Here is a 16678-nt window from a genome sequence, read left to right as displayed (position 1 = left end):
CTTATACTTCCTCATCCACACCTTTAATCGCCCAATATCTGCGATCCCAAGCTCATCCGCTACCCTCTGCTTGGTCATTCCCCCATGTCGTAGCTCGATAGCCTTCTTCTTTAATTCAAAACTATACGTCTCAAATTTCTGTCCTTTTTTCGCCATAACGAAAAGCACCCCCTATAATATCCATCGGTTTAAACACCAGGGTGTTTTTACAATGTCTACTATAAGGGGTGCACTTCACTAATAGGGAGAAGAGCTTCTATCTTTTCATTCATCTCATGCCTTCACTCTGCAAGCGGCAGCGTAATAATAAATTCAGTCCCAACCCCGGCTTGGCTGTCAACCCGAATGGTTCCGTTATGATTGCGAACGATTCGATAGCTCACCGATAAACCAAGACCCGTACCGGACTGCTTCGTCGTAAAGAAAGGATCGAATAGCCGATTCATCGTCGCCTTGTCCATTCCTTTGCCGTTATCTTTAATAACAATTTCGGCAAATTGGCCGTTGCTGCGCGTAATGATATCGATCAAGCCTCTTCGTTCGCTTTGTACCTCTTCTATGGCATCAAGCGAATTTTTGACGATATTCAAGATGACCTGCTTTACCTGCTTCACATCTATCGATACGAGATGCTCCGAGCAATAACACTCCGCTTTGATTTCGCAGTTTCTCATGAGCGCTTCGCTTTCCGTAAGAAGCACCACTTCCCTGATCAAATGATCAATGGAGACGAGCTGTTTCATTGGCGCGGACGGCTTAGACGAATTTAGAAATTCATAAATAATATCGTTTGCTCGGTCAATTTCCGTTAAAATAATACGCGCATATTCTTCTTTGCCTACTTCCAGCAAGTAAGGCCGAAGCAGTTGAATAAAACCCCTAATACTTGTTAAGGGGTTGCGTATTTCATGGGCGATTGCGGCGGCAATTTTACCGAGCATGGCAAGCTTGTCATTTTGTAATGCCGTTTGTTCAATTTGCTTATACTCCGAAACATCCTTGACACTAATGAGGAAATCACCGTCTAATTGATCGCCGTATGTAACTGTCACCAGCAGATGTTTGCCGTCTTTGTGTTGGAATTCATAGTAGCGACTATGCATAAGAAACATTTCTTTGTAGAGTCTTAAAATCGTTCTTTTCGTTGTGCCGGTAAGCTGCCTATGCCTTAATATTTCTTTAATCGTGCAGCCTATTAAAGTCTTCCGAGGAATATCAAGCAGCTTGGCCATTTGCACGTTTATAAAAGATAAGATGCCATCGCTGTCAAATAACGCGATCCCGCTGTCCATGTGCTGCAATACGTTCTCGTACTTATTTTTAACCATTTCGAAGGATCGGTTGGAACGATACAGCATCTCTCGCATCTCACTGAATTTCTGCTCATTCGTCCGCTCAGGCTGCAGTCGAAAACGGCATGCTACCATAATTTCCATTAAAAATACGAAAGAGCGATTGTATAATCTTACTGCTTCATCCGAATCAACATTGGCAGCTAAAGACTGAATACACTCCTCATGTACAGCAATAATTTCCTCAGGGTTAATTCCGTAAAGCTCCTTGCCCAGCTCGTTGGCATGAAATAATGATACTTCCTTACCACTTCGTATATACTCGGCAAGCGCCGGGAAATAGCGCTTTCGAATGGCCTGCATCATGTACTCCTCCCCGGCAACATCTATAGATAGCGGTTACAGTTACTACTAATCATAGGACGAGTTTACAATCGCTGTCAATCGGAAATCCTGTCGAATTTTAAGAAGCAAATAGGCGTAAAGTCATCCCCTACGCCGATTAGGGCTCGAGTCCCCCCACTGCTTTTTAACCTTTTCCCCCCTAAAAGCATGCAAGCTAACGACTAAGGTCGTTACTATTCTAGTTTAGTTAATTCAGTTGTTACGCTTATTCTTTTCCTTGCTGTTCCGATCATACCAATGGTCACTCCAGCGTCTCTTGTCGTCGTTATCGTCGTTATCGTTGTTGTCGCTGCCGCGATTGTCATTCCATATATTATTTTCATTCCATTTGCTGTTTCGATCATTATGACCGCCATTAGAGCGGTCCCAATTATGGTCCCGCTCTCGGTCATTATCATCATCTTTTTCTTTTTCTTTTTCTTTTTCTTTTTCTTTTTCTTTATCTTTGTCCTTGTCTTTATCTTCCTTCTTATCATCCTTGGGTTTGTTAGGCGAGCTTGGCTTATTCGGTTTCCCTGGCGTTACAGACGGCTTGCTGCCCCATGGCTCATTTTTACCTGGTTTCGCGGTCACGGCCGTTTTATTCCCATTGCCGCTGACCGGCTTCTCCGGCTTAACCGCGTTCACCGGTTTATTTGTTTTAGGAGTAGCTGACGGCTTAACCGTGTCCGTCTTCTGATCGCCCTTTTGCTGCTTCGCTTTATCCTCTTTCTCGCGCGCAACAAGCTCCTTCAGCTTCTCCTTGCTTAAGTTCTCCGAATTATCAACGATCTTCTTAAGGCCGCCAAGCGGCTCCGTCACTTTATCGATCGAGTGCTGCTTAAGCTGTTCGATATCAACGTTATAGCCCTCGTCCTTCGCCATCAAATACACAGCCATTTTGCCTGAGGAGATACCGTTCAAAGCCGCTTCCTCACGCACTTCATTCGGTACCGACAGCGTTGTAATATTTGCGCTAGCCGCCTCTGCTGCCAGCTTCGTGAGCAGAGTCCGAAGTGTCCGGTCGACTTTTCCCGTCAAAATATTCTCAAAATCGAGTTTAAGTGCAGAGCTGTCGTCTAATAACATGCTCGTGATAAAAATATTTTTGTTTGGCGTATCCAGATAATGTGAGCCTTTAGCCCTCTCCAGTATAGAAGAGGCTACTGTCTCTACATCAATGCCTTTGTAATTGAGCCCTTCAATGATAAGCTCGCCGTCCGCGTTTATCGCACGCAGCTCGCGCACCTTATCGTTTTTATCCACGCCAAGCTCCACGCTCGGATTAATATCCATGCTTACGTAAGCGACAACGGGATGATTATCCGACTGCATAAAAAATAATAGCGGCAGGAAAACGAGCAGCATAACGGCTGCGGCACCCGCATACCAATACGCGGCTTTAACGGTGCGAGGCTTCTTATATTCCTCTTCGAATACGATTTCCTCGCCGATTTCCGGTTTTCCTTGAATAGGTGCTTGCAAAAATTGACCGTCTGCCGTCATTACAACAGCATGCTGCTTATGAATGCTCATAACGACTCCACGTTTCATTTGCTAGCCTCCTTGCTCAAATTCATTCCGTCGTCGGTTAAATGTAAATAGTCATGCATATACGGATATGTACCAGAAATAATAAGTGCGATTGCGATAATATATTTTCGGTTTCGCTCGACCGTTTTGCGGGAAACGCCGCACATTTCGGTAAGCTCTTTTACCGCTAGCTTATTGGTTAATCTTAACGAGTCGAATAAACTCGCTTCGCTCACAAGCGTTTGCGCAATTCCGATCAACAGCCTTCTGGAATCTGCATGCTTGGGCGAGAGCTCGACCAGCTCTGCAAATGAAATCCCGAACCCTAGAAGCTCTTGATTCAGCTCGCCGATTTCCTGCCTTCTCTCGTCTTCGGTCCGTTTCACCTCAAAAGCGTTCATAGCTTGTCTTGTCTCAACGGAATTGTATTGCGGCTGCTCCTCGTCCTCCGAATCGAACATGCTATAGGGGACTACTTGGGAATGCCTTTGTTCTTTTCGGACATGGTCAATAAGCCGACGGCGAATGACGGTTTCAGAAAATCCGATAAACGATTTGCCCGCATGGCTGGAAAACTGATTGATCGCTTCATTAAAAGCAAGCAGCGCCACGCTGTACTCATCATCTTGATTCGGATCGATGTACCGTTTGCAAAATCGACTTGTAACTTTCATTATATAAGGCTTGTAATCTGCTATAAACTGCTCACGCAGCAGCTCGTCACCTTGACGAATTTGAGCAACCCATTGTTCGGGAGTAAGCTTCTGCTCATCCTCCGCAGCATCTGTGGAAACAGATTTCCGCAGAAAGCGTTTGAACAATACAAGTAACAACCGCTCCACCTCACTACTAGTATGATTCGTTTCTGTCTGGCCGGTTTCAGGGGGTACATTATGAGAAGATCTTCATTTATTTTAAAAAAGAAAAGCCCCCCGAAAAGGAGGCTCACCATTCGTGTTCAAAATTAAACGGATGTACGGCGTTGACGGAGCTTATTCCTTCTGTTATTCAGCATCCCAAGACGCTTCTTAAGTACAAGCTGCCATTCCGTATCTTCAATCTGCTTCGCGAAGCTTAGCAAATCAAGCGCCATATCGATTTGACTATGAACAACATCCATAGGATCTTCATTTTCATTATTTACGCAGTTCTCAAGCAGCGCCTTGCCTTCTTGCTCCACATACTCCTGAAAATCAACTTCAGCGGCGCCGTCGCCATGTGCATATTCGGCTAATATTTCATATTCATTTTCGATTAAATAATGAATGTCTACACGGTGGCATACCGGACAAAACATAATAGGCACATTATGAATATGCGTTCGAAAATGCTTCAGCGTTCCTTTTGTTCCAATCATACTAGCTCCACAGCAAAAACTCATTGACGACTCCTCCTCCAAGGTTTGCGGTGCAAACCTACTTCGTAAGCATCAACTTAGGTTTGCGAATGCAAACCAAGTATTTTTTTGAGCTCTGTGACTAAGTATACATTATTCGATCACCATGGATGAAATTCCTGCTTTTGCATCATAATATCCGTCTCTAGGCCTAAACAAAAAACAAAACCCGCGCCATCCCATGGCGCGGGTTTTGAGTAGATCGAAATGATGTCTACTATTTCGATACCAATGTTTGTTGACCTGGTTTCCAGTTAATAGGGCAAAGTCCGCCGGATTGCAAAGCTTGCAATACGCGAAGCGTTTCGTCGACGCTGCGGCCAACGTTGTTGTGGTTAACAACTTGGTATTGTACTTCGCCTTCTGGGTTGATGATGAATAGGCCGCGAAGCGCGATACCTTCTTCTTCGATCAATACGCCGTAGTCACGAGCAACGCTCTTCGTGATGTCAGCAGCTAGCGGGAATTCTAGTTGGCCAAGGCCATTATCGTTAACCGGCGTGTTGATCCATGCACGGTGGCTATGTTTGCTATCAATGCTGACACCAAGAATTTCAGTGTCCAATTTTTTGAATTCAGCTGCAGCCATGCTAAGCGCAGTGATTTCTGTTGGGCAAACAAATGTGAAATCTAGTGGGTAGAAGAACAATACCAACCATTTGCCTTTGTAGTCTGCTAGTGAAGCCGTACCAAAATCTTTACCGTCACCAGTTGCTGTTTCCATCGTAAAATCTGGGGCCTGGCGGCCTACCAAACGCTCTGCCATTATAGAAAACCTCCTTGACCTATCCATAAATTTTAGTGTTTATGTCACTTCGTCTGTGTGACTTACCTAGTAAATAGTATCACTAGTCTAGAATGAAGTCAATATTATAATCGTTATTTATTTATAATTATTATAATCTACCAATTACTTTTTAAGTGCGGCTACGATCAGATCGCCCATTTCAGTCGTTCCGATTGCTTGGCTTTTATCAACAGCAATATCGCCCGTACGGTGGCCTGCATCCAGCACTTCTTTCACGGCAGCTTCAATTGCAGCTGCTGCTTCGTGATAGCCGAACGTAAGACGGAACATAAGCGCTACGGAGAGGATCGTTGCAATTGGGTTAGAAATGCCTTGTCCTGCGATGTCAGGAGCGGAGCCGTGTACCGGCTCGTACAAGCCAAAGCTTCCTTCGCCTAGCGAAGCAGAAGACAACATACCGATCGAGCCAGTCAACATCGCAGCTTCATCGCTAAGGATGTCGCCGAACATGTTTTCCGTTACGATAACATCAAAGCTCGATGGACGGCGAAGCAATTGCATAGCGCAGTTATCAACTAGTACATGCTCAAGCTCAACCTCTGGATATTCAGGAGCGATCCGGTTTACAACCTCACGCCATAGACGTGATGTTTCAAGTACGTTCGCTTTGTCTACCGATGCAAGGCGTTTGCCGCGAGTCATTGCGATATCGAATGCTTGGCGTACGATACGCTCGATTTCCTGCACATTGTATACGCAAGTATCAACCGCTTCTTCGCCGCCAGCGCCTTCACGGCGGAACTTCTCACCGAAGTAAATGCCGCCAGTCAATTCGCGAACAACAATAAGGTCGGTGCCTTCAAGAACTTCCGGCTTCAATGTGGAAGCTTCTTTCAAGCAATCAAATACTGTAGCTGGACGAATGTTGGAGAACAAGCCAAGCGCTTTACGAATGCCGAGAAGGCCAGTCTCTGGACGAAGCTCCTTCGAGTTGTTGTCCCATTTTGGACCACCTACAGCGCCTAGCAATACCGCATCTGCGCCTTTGCAAAGGTCAAGCGTCTCTTGCGGAAGCGGCGTTCCTTTCTCGTCAATGGCAATACCGCCGAACAAGCCGTGCTCCGTTTCGAATTTGTAGCCATAAAGCTCTTCGGTTTTCTTAAGTACTTTAAGCGCTTCGCCAACAACTTCAGGTCCGATACCGTCGCCGGCAATAACTGCAATTTTTTTAACTTCTGACATAATAAAAGTAACACTCCTCGTTTTCGATTAAACTTATCCGTTCCATCGCAGCTTGGTTTGCTCCGTGAATTCGACAAGTTATACACTCATTCTCATTCTATTATCATTTGTACCATAAATCCGGAGTGAATACAAAGATATAAAATCTATTGACTTTATAGGCTGTGACTATAGTGAGCGCAGCGGCAAAAAAAATAGACAGTACGCACGAGGTTAAGCCTCGGCGAACTGTCTATTTTAATGATCAGCTTAAATCAAGCTCATTTTATCGCGACGGCCTGGAGACTTCCGCTTCTCGATCAGGCGGTTAAGCGCGTCGATATACGCGCGCGCGCTCGCCTCTAGAATATCGGTGCTTAGCCCACGTCCTTGAGCAGAAACTTCATCCTGCTTCAATACAACATGTACCTCGCCCTGTGCATCCTTGCCTTGCGAGACCGATTTGATGGAATAGTCTTCAAGCTCTACATTTTCCTGCGTAACTTTATCGATAGCGTTATAGATCGCATCCACTGAACCGTTGCCGATTGCCACTTCTTCTACGACCTCGCCCTCGGCTTTGCGAATCCGAACAGAAGCGCTTGGCGTAGATTGATTGCCATAGCTCACTTGAATCGTCTCCAAGCTGAACACTTCCGGCGTATCGATAAGCTTCTCCTCAAGCAAAGCGAGAATGTCTTCATCGCTCACCGTTTTTTTGCGGTCAGCCAAATCCTTAAATCTAGCGAACGCGCCGTTAAGCGCTTCGTCCTCAAGCTCGTAGCCAAGATCAACCAGCTTCTCGCGGAACGCATGGCGTCCGGAGTGCTTGCCGAGCACAAGCTTCGATTCTTTAAGGCCGATCGTATCAGGAGAAATGATCTCGTACGTTGTTTTTTCCTTCAACATGCCGTCCTGATGGATGCCTGACTCATGCGCAAACGCATTCGCTCCGACAATCGCTTTGTTGCCTGGCACGACCATGCCTGTCAGCTTGCTGACAAGGCGGCTCGTTTTGGCGATTTCCTTCAGGTTAAGCGTTGTTTGAGCGCCAAAGTAATCAGGACGCGTAGCAAGCGCCATAGCAATCTCTTCGATCGCTGTATTGCCTGCACGCTCTCCAATTCCGTTGATCGTCCCTTCAACCTGATCAGCGCCGTTTAGAATCGCTGCAAGCGAGTTGGCTGTCGCCATGCCAAGATCGTCATGGCAATGCGCGCTAAGCTGAATCGTTTCGATATTCGGAACGTTTTCTTTGAGCGTCTTGAAGATGTTGCCGAATTCCTGCGGATTCAAATAACCAACCGTATCCGGAATATTAACGACAGATGCTCCCGCTTTGATGGCCATCTCCGTAACCTGGCATAGGAAATCCAGCTCCGTACGTCCGGCATCCTCTGCTGAGAACTCAACTTTGTCAAAATATTTTCTGGCATAACGAATGGCGCGCTCTGCCGTTTCGAGAACCTGGTCCTTCTCCATCCGAAGCTTATGCTTGCGGTGAATAGGGCTTGTAGCAAGAAATACGTGAATGCACGGGTCCTGTGCGCCGATTAGCGCTTCACGAACCGCATCGATATCTTGCTCGCGGGAGCGTGATAGACCAATAACCGTAGCGTTTTTCACTGCGCGCGCAACCGCGTTAACCGCCGCAAGATCGCCGGGGGATGCCGCTGGGAAACCAGCTTCCATACGGTCCACTCCAAGCTTTTCAAGCTGAAGGGCAATTTCTACCTTTTCCTTCGTGTTCAGGTTTACACCTGGAGATTGCTCTCCGTCACGAAGCGTTGTATCGAAAACATAAATTTTCCGCATTTGTGCCATGCACCTCCGTGAACAGAATGATCCCGGCTCGCTTATGAAGTTGCAAGGCGAAACGTAAGCCGCTTCGCCTTGCACTCCGGCGAACCGGGATATGGTCGTTCATTCTATCTGTTATTACTTCTTGATCCAGTGCATCAATTCACGAAGCTGTGCGCCTGTTTGCTCGATTGGGTGAGCGGCTTCGTTACGGCGTGTAGCTGTAAGCATAGCACGGTTCGATTGGTTCTCCAAGATGAAGTCGCGAGCGAAACGGCCGGATTGGATATCTTCCAATACGCGTTTCATTTCTTTCTTCGTCTCTTCAGTAACGATGCGAGGACCCGTTACATAGTCGCCGTATTCTGCAGTGTTGGAGATGGAATCGCGCATCGACGAAATTCCGCCCTCGTACATCATGTCAACGATCAGCTTAAGCTCGTGCAAGCACTCGAAGTAAGCCATTTCTGGAGCATAACCAGCTTCAACAAGCGTTTCGAAGCCTGCTTTAACTAGTGCGGAAGCGCCGCCGCAAAGAACAGCTTGCTCACCGAACAAATCTGTTTCTGTTTCTTCTTTGAAAGAAGTTTCGATAACGCCTGCACGTGTACAGCCGATACCTTTAGCATATGCAAGACCGATAGCTTTAGCATTGCCAGTAGCATCTTGCTCGATTGCGATAAGACCAGGAACGCCAAAACCTTCTTGGTACGTACGGCGAACCATGTGACCAGGAGATTTTGGAGCAACTAGGAATACGTCTGTATCTGCGTTAGGAACGATTTGGCCGTAGTGAATGTTGAAACCGTGTGAGAACATAAGAGCCGCGCCTTTTTTGAGGTTAGGAGCGATTTCATCTGTGTAAACTTTTGCTTGTGTTTCGTCAGGAAGCAAGATTTGAACAACGTCAGCCACTTTAGTTGCTTCAGCAACTGTAAGTACTTCGAAGCCGTCTTTCTTAGCAACGTCTGCGGATTTACCTGGACGAAGTCCGATAACTACTTTCAAGCCGCTGTCGCGAAGGTTTTGCGCTTGCGCATGGCCTTGGCTGCCGTAACCGATAACTGCGATTGTTTTACCTTGTAGTACGCCTTGATCCGCGTCTTTTTCATAGTACATTGTAACTGCCATTTTAATAATTGCCTCCTTTAATTTAACCCTTTTGAGCGGGTGTTTAAGCAGAGAATGACCCATAAGCAGCGGTTCTCCCCTTAAACTCCCGCTCAAAGCGGGATGTTGAATGAGTGGTAATAATTACTTGGCGTTGCCTCTATTTAGTGCTGTTACTCCCGTACGTGACAGTTCGCGAATGCCATAAGGCTTAAGCAGCTCGACCATTGCGTCGATTTTTTCCGTGTCACCTACTACTTGTACCATAAGCGAATGAGTGCCGATGTCAACAACCGCTGCGCGGAAAGTTTCGACTACGCCCAGAATTTCAGGGCGTGAAGACGGCTCTGCGTTTACCTTAATAAGCGCCAGCTCGCGCGCAACCATTGGGTTCGAGCTGAGATCAATGACCTTGATTACATCAATTAGCTTGTACAATTGCTTTGTTACCTGCTCGAGGGTATGGTCATCACCCGAAGTGACGATGACCATACGCGACAAACCTGCCTCTTCGCTGGAACCAACCGTAATGCTCTCAATATTGAACCCGCGGCGTCCGAACAAGCCGGATACACGCTGCAGAACGCCGGGCTGGTCGTTTACGATTACTGCGATCGTGTGTTTTTTCATTCCGCATCCCCCATGATCATTTCGTCGATGGTGCTTCCTTGCGCAACCATTGGATACACGTTCTCATCTTTGCGAACGACGAACTCAACGACTGCTGGACCAGGATGGCGAAGCGCTTCTTCCCATGCGGTGCGAGCTTCCTCTTTGTTCGTAGCGCGGAAACCTTTCACGCCGTAAGCTTCGGAAAGCTTAACAAAGTCAGGGCTGCCGGCTAGATCAATATGGCTGAATCGGTTATCGTAAATCAGCTCCTGCCACTGGCGAACCATTCCGAGCACCTGGTTATTAATGATAACCACTTTTACTGGAATATTATTGATTGCGCAGATCGCAAGCTCTTGCGCACACATTTGGAAGCCGCCGTCACCGTTGATAGAAACGACTACGCGATCCGGATTCGCCATTTGAGCGCCGATAGCGGACGGGAAACCAAAGCCCATCGTGCCTAGACCGCCGGAGGTTACCCACGAGCGCGGCTTATTGAATTTATAATACTGCGCTGCCCACATTTGATGCTGGCCAACGTCAGTTGTAACGATGGCATCGCCATTTGTAGTTTCGTGGATTAGCTCCACTACCCATTGCGGCTTCAGCTCAACGTCTGAATCATTATAGCTGAATGGATATTCTGCGCATGAGGCTTTAAGCTTCGCACGCCAGTCATCCGCTTTATCCGCGCGTTTAGCTTGCTTGTTAACAAGCTGGAGAACCGTCTTCACGTCACCTACGATCGGAATGTCCGTCGGTACGTTTTTGCCGATTTCCGCTGGATCGATATCGATATGAACGATTTTCGCAAGCGGTGCGAAGCCGGACAGCTTGCCGGTTACGCGGTCATCGAAGCGTGCGCCGATGTTGATAAGCAGATCCGCGCTTTGAATCGACTTGTTAGCCGTGTAGGTGCCGTGCATGCCTGGCATGCCTAGAAACAGCTCGTTGCCGCTTGGGAAAGCGCCGAGTCCAAGCAATGTCGTCGTAATCGGAATTTGCGTCTTCGTTACGAACTCGAACAATTCTTCATGGCCGCCGGAGTAGACTACGCCGCCGCCAGCAAGAATGATCGGACGCTCCGCTTGCTCGATTGCTTTAATGAGCTTGTCGACTTGATTCTTATTCGGCGAAACCGTTGGGTTATAGCCGCGGATGCTTACATCGGTTACAGGCTTGAACAACGTTTTAGCCGCTGAAATGTCCTTTGGTATATCAATCAATACTGGACCTTTACGGCCAGTGTTGGCAATGTGGAATGCTTCATGGATAATGCGCGGCAAATCTTCTACGTCACGCACCAAGTAGCTGTGCTTTGTGATTGGCATTGTAATGCCAGTAATGTCCGCTTCTTGGAATGCATCGCTTCCGATTAGGCTGGAAATAACGTTACCCGTAATAACGACCAAAGGCACGGAATCCATATATGCCGTTGCGATACCCGTAACCAGGTTTGTTGCGCCTGGACCGGAGGTTGCGATACACACGCCTACTTTGCCGCTTGCGCGGGCATAGCCGTCAGCTGCGTGAATCGCGCCTTGCTCGTGACGAGTGAGTAAATGATTGAAGTCGGGGTTCCCATGCATCGCGTCGTAAATGTACAACACTGCTCCACCAGGATAGCCGAACACACAATCTACATCCTCAAGCAACAGACTGCGAAGCAATATTTCTGACCCAGTAATGACCTCAGGCTTCGAGAGCCTTTCCTTCAATTCCTCTTTTGACTTCAGTGTTGCACCTTGCGTTACCATCAGTCATCCTCCTCTCAGAAAAAACAAAAAAACCTTTCGCTCCTCATGCTTCATAACGAAGCAACGAGGGACGAAAGGTATATCTTCCGTGGTACCACCCAAATTCGTTATACATCTCCCGATGCATAACCTCCACAAGTAAGAACGTCGTGCACATACGTTCATACTATTGGCACTGTAACGCTTGCCCTGCGATTTCCCCTATTAGGCAACAGCTTGCGTTGTTGCTTTTCAAGGAAACAGCTCCGAGGTGAGCTCGTAGAAAAGGGGTTTTGGCGATGGTTGCAGCTGATCCATCCGCTCTCTGTTCAAAAGAGCCCTTAGCACTTCGTCCTCATCATTGCTGATTGTGTATGTACCACATGGTGCGTACACCAGTACGTGGTAGATAAGACTTTCCTTATTATATGCCGCGAATCTCCGTTCGTCAAGAACCCTGAGCAACTCTTCGCATAATTTGTAGTCGGCGCATTTTGCTGCCTTGGCACATATACTATTTTAGCCTTCAAACGGCAAACTCATGCAGCGTTCCAGTCTATTCAGCGCCGCAGAAATGGAATGATGTCGATGATAAGACTTTATGACCCTCGACTGGATCAAGCGGAGGTTGTCCGCCTCATTCGCAATGAGCTGATTCCGATGTCGCATACGGTTCACCAGCATGACGCCCAGACGATTCGCGAGCTTCCGAAGCGATTCCGGCGCGGTGTTACTTATGTAGCTTCCTTGTCCAAAAAAAGCCCGCCGATCTCCTTCATTCATTTTGAAGTGATGGGCGAGGTGCTTTATTTAGATATGCTTGTCACGCATCCCGAGCATCGCAATAGACAATGGGCCCGTAAATTAATGGCGCAAAGCGAGGCTTACGGCAGGAAGCAGAACTGCAAAGTTGCCAGGCTGTTTGTCGATCAAGTAAATGATAAAGCCCATCATCTATACAATAAGCTTGGTTACAGTACCGTAAACTACTATCCTGAGCTTCGCTGCTACGAGCTGCTTAAGCCGCTTGCCCCGCTATGATCACCTAACCGCCATTAATACCCGTTAAAGCCTTGGTTGCCATAACCATTAAAATCCTGGTTCCCATAACCGTTGTAGCCTTGGTTGCCATAACTGTTGAAACCTTGGTTGCCGTAACCTCCGCATTGGTTAAAGTTGTTGTTGCAGCAGTTGCCGCCACCACCAAAACCGCCGCCGAAGCCACCACCGAAGCCTCCTAAGAAAGGAAGCGTGCCGATTGCAAGAAGATCGAACAAGACCAGAGGTATAATAGCTTTGGTTTGCACAACCTTGCCCTTTTCTCTTTTTAGGGGAGCTACGACCAGTTTGTTTTGGCTAACACGAACGAGCTTGCCCGTGACGACTGAGCCGTCAGGACGTACTGCATAAATGGATTTGCCGACCAGTTTCCGTACTTCTTGTTTGGAAACGTTACGCATGCGAAATCCCTCCTTTCCCGTTGTCCTTTAGCTTATTCGGGGAAAGCAGGTTCCGACTGTTTGTTTGTCCTCTATGGAAATAAATGTACGCACAGCCTGCTAGAAATGGAGAAACGATAGAGCCGATTGCAGCATCCGGCTTCTTCATCGATAACAATCTCTTATAGTAAAAAAAGGCTGTCCAAGAGTCGTCAGAGAGACAACCTGGACAGCCTTTATACGTTAACGTCTACGCGTTAATTTTCTCTTTTGCAATGCCTGCAAGCGAGTTGAACGAAGTGATATCGTTAACTGCCAGGTCAGCAAGGATTTTGCGGTTAACTTCTACGCCCGCAAGTTTCAAGCCGTGCATGAATTTGTTGTACGAAAGTCCGTTAATGCGAGCTGCCGCGTTGATACGAACGATCCACAGTCTGCGGATGTCACGTTTTTTGTTGCGACGGTCACGGTAAGCGTACATAAGGGACTTACCAACTTGCTCCTTCGCTGTTTTAAACAGACGATGTTTCGAACCGAAATAACCTTTAGCTAGCTTTAGAATTCTTTTGCGACGACGAGTGCGGACAAATCCGCCTTTGACTCTTGCCATGAGTGGAAACCTCCTGTAGGTTGAATTAGCTTATTTGTTGTTGCTTAATATTACAAGTTGGAAAGGCCTTGCTTCAAACGACGAACATCGCCAGCAGCCATAAGCGGTTGGCCAGCAAGTACACGTTTTTGACGACCGGATTTGTGTGAAAGCAAGTGGTTACGGTAAGCTTTGTAACGTTTTACTTTACCAGTTCCAGTAATTTTAAAGCGGTCTTTCAGACTGCTGTGAGTTTTCATCTTAGGCATATCAGTTATCCTCCTTAAAGTTCTTCATCAGTTGTTAGCTGTTGGTTTTGGGTGCCAAAATCATAATCATGCTCCGGCCTTCCAGCTTAGGAGCGCGCTCAACGCTGCATAATTCGGCAACCTCTTTGGAAAGGCGGTCCAAGATTTTTTGTCCAAGAGATGCATGCGCAATCTCACGGCCGCGGAATCTAACGGAAGCTTTCACTTTATCGCCTTCACCTAGGAACTTAACTACGTTGCGATATTTCGTTTGGTAGTCATTTTCATCAATGTTAGCACGGAACCAAACTTCTTTAAGATCAACGATCTTTTGGTTTTTACGAGCTTCTTTTTCTTTCTTTTGCTGCTCATAACGGAACTTACCGTAGTCCATGATGCGGCATACCGGCGGCTTAGCCGTCGGAGCGACGTTCACCAAGTCCAAATTCAGTTCAATTGCCATCTGCAATGCGTCTCGAATCGATTTGATACCGATTTGCTCGCCCTCAGCGCCGACTAACCGTACTTCTCTGGCCCGGATTTCATCATTGATTTGATGTTCTCTGCTAATAACGTGCCACCTCCAAAAATGGTTTGTTTCATGTTTTTACGCAATAAAAAAATGCGGGTTCGCTCGAACCCGCATCTCATAACCGTACATGTATGTCAGTGCATCATTTCTATTCGAAACAATGGAGTGACCAATCGATTATCGCGAACCAGCCAGCTTAAGCCGAAAGGTGAGAAGCGGGTGCTTCTGCTTGTGCGTCATTTAGTTAGTTGAAAATGTTACCGTGTTACTATACCATGGCTTGCGAAGCTGTGTCAACAGCTGCGGGAAATGATTTTGCAAGAGAAAATCCCGCTCTCTCCTACTTGCTCTGTACTTCCTCAATGCGAACGACGCGCGTATGCTGCGTGTGGCTCCACGTTTTGTTGTTCTGGGTAAAGAAAGCATAAAACGTGATCGGCCACCAAGAAATAAGAAACAGCGGCAATGTAAGCAGATGCGCGTACATCTTCCACGATTTCACGCCTTCTAGCATAAGCGCAAGCGGGAATTGGATGATCGACGCGACAGCAGCGATACCGACTACCCACCAAGGCACGTAGTTGTAAAGCGAATCCAAGTAATTCGAAGACGGCAGCGCGATATCGATCCAAATAATCATCGTCAAAACAAAGCCGAGCAATGTGTTATAAACGGAGATCGAGTAGATCGCCGAGTCAAACTTTACGAAGTTGCGTTCCTTGATACTCGCCCAAAGCAGCGGAAAGAAATAATTGCGCGCCACGTTAAAGTGTCCCTGCATCCAGCGCAGACGCTGCCTTGCGGAAGCTTTGAACGAAACCGGCTTCTCGTCATATACTTTGGCATCGTAGTTCAGCACGGGATAGATGCCGCGCTGCACGCAGCGCATCGAGAACTCCAAGTCCTCAACCAGGCTTGTCGCTCCCCAGCCCATATCCTTTAGCAGCAACGAATCAAAGCACATCCCTGTTCCGCCGAGAAAGTTAGCCATTTTCAAATTCGTTCTGGACAGCTGCCACAAACGGTTGCAGTACCAGTAAGTAATGCCATATGCTGCGGTAACCCATGAGTCATCCGGATTTTTGGTATCCAAGTAACCTTGAATGACCTGATGGCCCTCGCACAAATCGTTGTTCATCAGCTGCAAGAAATCTGGATTTACTAAGTTATCCGCGTCAAACATAACGATTGCATCGTATTGGCGGGGCAAGGCCCAAAGTTCTTTGAGCATCCATTCAATCGCATAGCCTTTACCGCGCAGCAACTGATTGGTTCTCTCGCAAGCATTTACGCCATGGCTCCGGCTAATGTCAGCCGTGCCGTCCGTACAATTATCACAAATAACAAATATATCGTATAGCTCTTCTGGATAGTCCATTTTTTTCAAGTTTTCAATAAGCGCCCCGACTACTTTTTCTTCGTTGTGAGCTGCGACTAGCACGGCAAATGATTTTTGCGGTGCGTGATGCTTCCGGCTTTTGTTTTTGGCCAAACCGAAAATGGAAATGCTGAATTGATAAACCGCGATTAACGCCATCACTACCTGAAACGCAATAAAAATAACACTTAGAACCATGCGGTACTGCCCCCTTGAGACCCCATTTTTTTTGCTTTTCTCAGCATTCGTTCACGGCTGCTGCAAGCTTTTATTATATATTTTCTCTCTGTTATGAGTGTTTCTCTGCAAACACTCGCGGACCTTTATTGATTCTCCACAGAAACAACTTCTTTGTCAAAAGTTGAATTAGTCTCGATTATGCTTAATCCCGTCAGAAAAACGCTTGCATTGCACACGAATGAACGCATTACCTCCTTTTACGACGACTCAGTCTTATTTTCAACCATTTGCTGACTTTTTAGCACTAACGTCCTTATTTACGATAAAATGTGTGAAAATGTTTCCGGGATTGTTAGGTGACTATGTGACGAACAGGTGAACAAGCTTAATCGTTGTGACACCTTTCGCTGTTTCGACATTATTTGTCTTAACGTCTGGAAATATGTCCATTACAGTTTTACCATCAACCACACATTA

The 16678-nt window shown here is 46.9% G+C and carries 16 protein-coding genes and 1 other annotated feature; of the genes, 1 reads left to right on the top strand and 15 read right to left on the bottom strand.

All coding sequences use genetic code 11. The features are described from left to right. Positions 1-281 precede the first annotated feature (281 nt). From ADU23_RS15445 to ilvB, 10 genes are all read right to left on the bottom strand, one after another. Complete coding sequence (locus tag ADU23_RS15445; protein ID WP_053374543.1) at positions 282-1655, bottom strand: ATP-binding protein; 1374 nt, start codon at positions 1653-1655, stop codon at positions 282-284. A 234-nt stretch (positions 1656-1889) separates the two neighbouring features. Continuing rightward, on the bottom strand, positions 1890-3230 hold the full coding sequence (locus ADU23_RS15440) for an anti-sigma factor domain-containing protein (RefSeq protein ID WP_053374542.1): 1341 nt from the start codon (positions 3228-3230) through the stop codon (positions 1890-1892). Continuing rightward, positions 3227-4042, bottom strand: a complete 816-nt coding sequence (sigI, locus tag ADU23_RS15435) for an RNA polymerase sigma factor SigI (protein ID WP_053374541.1) — start codon at positions 4040-4042, stop codon at positions 3227-3229. Before sigI ends, ADU23_RS15440 begins: the two co-directional genes overlap by 4 nt. Positions 4043-4173: 131 nt before the next feature. Continuing rightward, complete coding sequence (locus ADU23_RS15430; RefSeq protein ID WP_053374540.1) at positions 4174-4590, bottom strand: hypothetical protein; 417 nt, start codon at positions 4588-4590, stop codon at positions 4174-4176. A 232-nt stretch (positions 4591-4822) separates the two neighbouring features. Further along, positions 4823-5371, bottom strand: a complete 549-nt coding sequence (locus tag ADU23_RS15425; protein ID WP_053374539.1) for a peroxiredoxin — start codon at positions 5369-5371, stop codon at positions 4823-4825. Positions 5372-5515: 144 nt separating this feature from the next. Further along, a complete protein-coding gene (leuB, locus tag ADU23_RS15420) occupies positions 5516-6595 on the bottom strand; it encodes a 3-isopropylmalate dehydrogenase (protein ID WP_053374538.1) in 1080 nt (359 codons plus the stop codon). Positions 6596-6844: 249 nt separating this feature from the next. Beyond that, positions 6845-8389 (bottom strand): 2-isopropylmalate synthase, encoded by a 1545-nt coding sequence (locus ADU23_RS15415; protein WP_053374537.1) that lies wholly within the window; start codon positions 8387-8389, stop codon positions 6845-6847. A 123-nt stretch (positions 8390-8512) separates the two neighbouring features. Next, positions 8513-9505, bottom strand: a complete 993-nt coding sequence (ilvC, locus tag ADU23_RS15410; protein WP_053374536.1) for a ketol-acid reductoisomerase — start codon at positions 9503-9505, stop codon at positions 8513-8515. Positions 9506-9628: 123 nt separating this feature from the next. Further along, entirely contained in the window at positions 9629-10114 is a 486-nt protein-coding gene (gene ilvN / locus ADU23_RS15405; protein ID WP_053374535.1) for an acetolactate synthase small subunit, read from the bottom strand. Beyond that, a complete protein-coding gene (gene ilvB / locus ADU23_RS15400) occupies positions 10111-11856 on the bottom strand; it encodes a biosynthetic-type acetolactate synthase large subunit (RefSeq protein ID WP_053374534.1) in 1746 nt (581 codons plus the stop codon). The genes ilvN and ilvB overlap by 4 nt, the downstream gene beginning before the upstream one ends. Positions 11857-12423: 567 nt before the next feature. On the opposite strand from ilvB, the gene ADU23_RS15395 reads away from it, so the two are divergent. Continuing rightward, the gene (locus ADU23_RS15395; protein ID WP_176707755.1) at positions 12424-12876 is read left to right on the top strand and encodes a GNAT family N-acetyltransferase; all 453 of its coding nucleotides are present in this window, start codon (positions 12424-12426) and stop codon (positions 12874-12876) included. A gap of 14 nt (positions 12877-12890) precedes the next feature. Here ADU23_RS15395 and ADU23_RS32150 read toward each other — a convergent pair whose 3' ends face one another. From ADU23_RS32150 to ADU23_RS15370, 5 genes are all read right to left on the bottom strand, one after another. Then, on the bottom strand, positions 12891-13295 hold the full coding sequence (locus ADU23_RS32150) for a hypothetical protein (protein ID WP_082198280.1): 405 nt from the start codon (positions 13293-13295) through the stop codon (positions 12891-12893). 229 nt (positions 13296-13524) lie between these two features. Continuing rightward, complete coding sequence (rplT, locus tag ADU23_RS15385; RefSeq protein ID WP_053374532.1) at positions 13525-13884, bottom strand: 50S ribosomal protein L20; 360 nt, start codon at positions 13882-13884, stop codon at positions 13525-13527. A 50-nt stretch (positions 13885-13934) separates the two neighbouring features. Then, the gene (gene rpmI / locus ADU23_RS15380; protein ID WP_053374531.1) at positions 13935-14132 is read right to left on the bottom strand and encodes a 50S ribosomal protein L35; all 198 of its coding nucleotides are present in this window, start codon (positions 14130-14132) and stop codon (positions 13935-13937) included. A 34-nt stretch (positions 14133-14166) separates the two neighbouring features. Further along, positions 14167-14664 carry a translation initiation factor IF-3 gene (gene infC, locus ADU23_RS15375; protein ID WP_053374530.1) on the bottom strand — a complete coding sequence of 166 codons (498 nt, stop codon included), beginning with the start codon at positions 14662-14664 and terminating at the stop codon, positions 14167-14169. 57 nt (positions 14665-14721) lie between these two features. Further along, positions 14722-14880 (bottom strand) — a sequence feature (ribosomal protein L20 leader region). Between the two features lie 103 nt (positions 14881-14983). Beyond that, positions 14984-16219: a glycosyltransferase family 2 protein gene (locus ADU23_RS15370; RefSeq protein WP_053374529.1), complete on the bottom strand. Its 1236-nt coding sequence runs from the start codon at positions 16217-16219 to the stop codon at positions 14984-14986. Positions 16220-16678 lie beyond the last annotated feature (459 nt).

This window comes from Paenibacillus sp. FJAT-27812 (genome assembly GCF_001273905.1).
Classification (GTDB): Bacteria; Bacillota; Bacilli; order Paenibacillales; family Paenibacillaceae; genus Pristimantibacillus.
This window is presented reverse-complemented; position numbering and strand designations above follow the sequence as displayed.

Excerpts from the sequence above, each read along its gene's own strand:
- ADU23_RS15445 (WP_053374543.1), bottom strand. The coding sequence starts at position 1,655 with ATGCAGGCCATTCGAAAGCGCTATTTCCCGGCGCTTGCCGAGTATATA.
- ADU23_RS15440 (WP_053374542.1), bottom strand. The coding sequence starts at position 3,230 with ATGAAACGTGGAGTCGTTATGAGCATTCATAAGCAGCATGCTGTTGTA.
- ADU23_RS15430 (WP_053374540.1), bottom strand. The coding sequence starts at position 4,590 with ATGAGTTTTTGCTGTGGAGCTAGTATGATTGGAACAAAAGGAACGCTG.
- ADU23_RS15425 (WP_053374539.1), bottom strand. The coding sequence starts at position 5,371 with ATGGCAGAGCGTTTGGTAGGCCGCCAGGCCCCAGATTTTACGATGGAA.
- leuB (WP_053374538.1), bottom strand. The coding sequence starts at position 6,595 with ATGTCAGAAGTTAAAAAAATTGCAGTTATTGCCGGCGACGGTATCGGA.
- ADU23_RS15415 (WP_053374537.1), bottom strand. The coding sequence starts at position 8,389 with ATGCGGAAAATTTATGTTTTCGATACAACGCTTCGTGACGGAGAGCAA.
- ilvC (WP_053374536.1), bottom strand. The coding sequence starts at position 9,505 with ATGGCAGTTACAATGTACTATGAAAAAGACGCGGATCAAGGCGTACTA.
- ilvN (WP_053374535.1), bottom strand. The coding sequence starts at position 10,114 with ATGAAAAAACACACGATCGCAGTAATCGTAAACGACCAGCCCGGCGTT.
- ilvB (WP_053374534.1), bottom strand. The coding sequence starts at position 11,856 with ATGGTAACGCAAGGTGCAACACTGAAGTCAAAAGAGGAATTGAAGGAA.
- ADU23_RS15395 (WP_176707755.1), top strand. The coding sequence starts at position 12,424 with ATGATAAGACTTTATGACCCTCGACTGGATCAAGCGGAGGTTGTCCGC.
- ADU23_RS32150 (WP_082198280.1), bottom strand. The coding sequence starts at position 13,295 with ATGCGTAACGTTTCCAAACAAGAAGTACGGAAACTGGTCGGCAAATCC.
- rplT (WP_053374532.1), bottom strand. The coding sequence starts at position 13,884 with ATGGCAAGAGTCAAAGGCGGATTTGTCCGCACTCGTCGTCGCAAAAGA.
- rpmI (WP_053374531.1), bottom strand. The coding sequence starts at position 14,132 with ATGCCTAAGATGAAAACTCACAGCAGTCTGAAAGACCGCTTTAAAATT.
- ADU23_RS15370 (WP_053374529.1), bottom strand. The coding sequence starts at position 16,219 with ATGGTTCTAAGTGTTATTTTTATTGCGTTTCAGGTAGTGATGGCGTTA.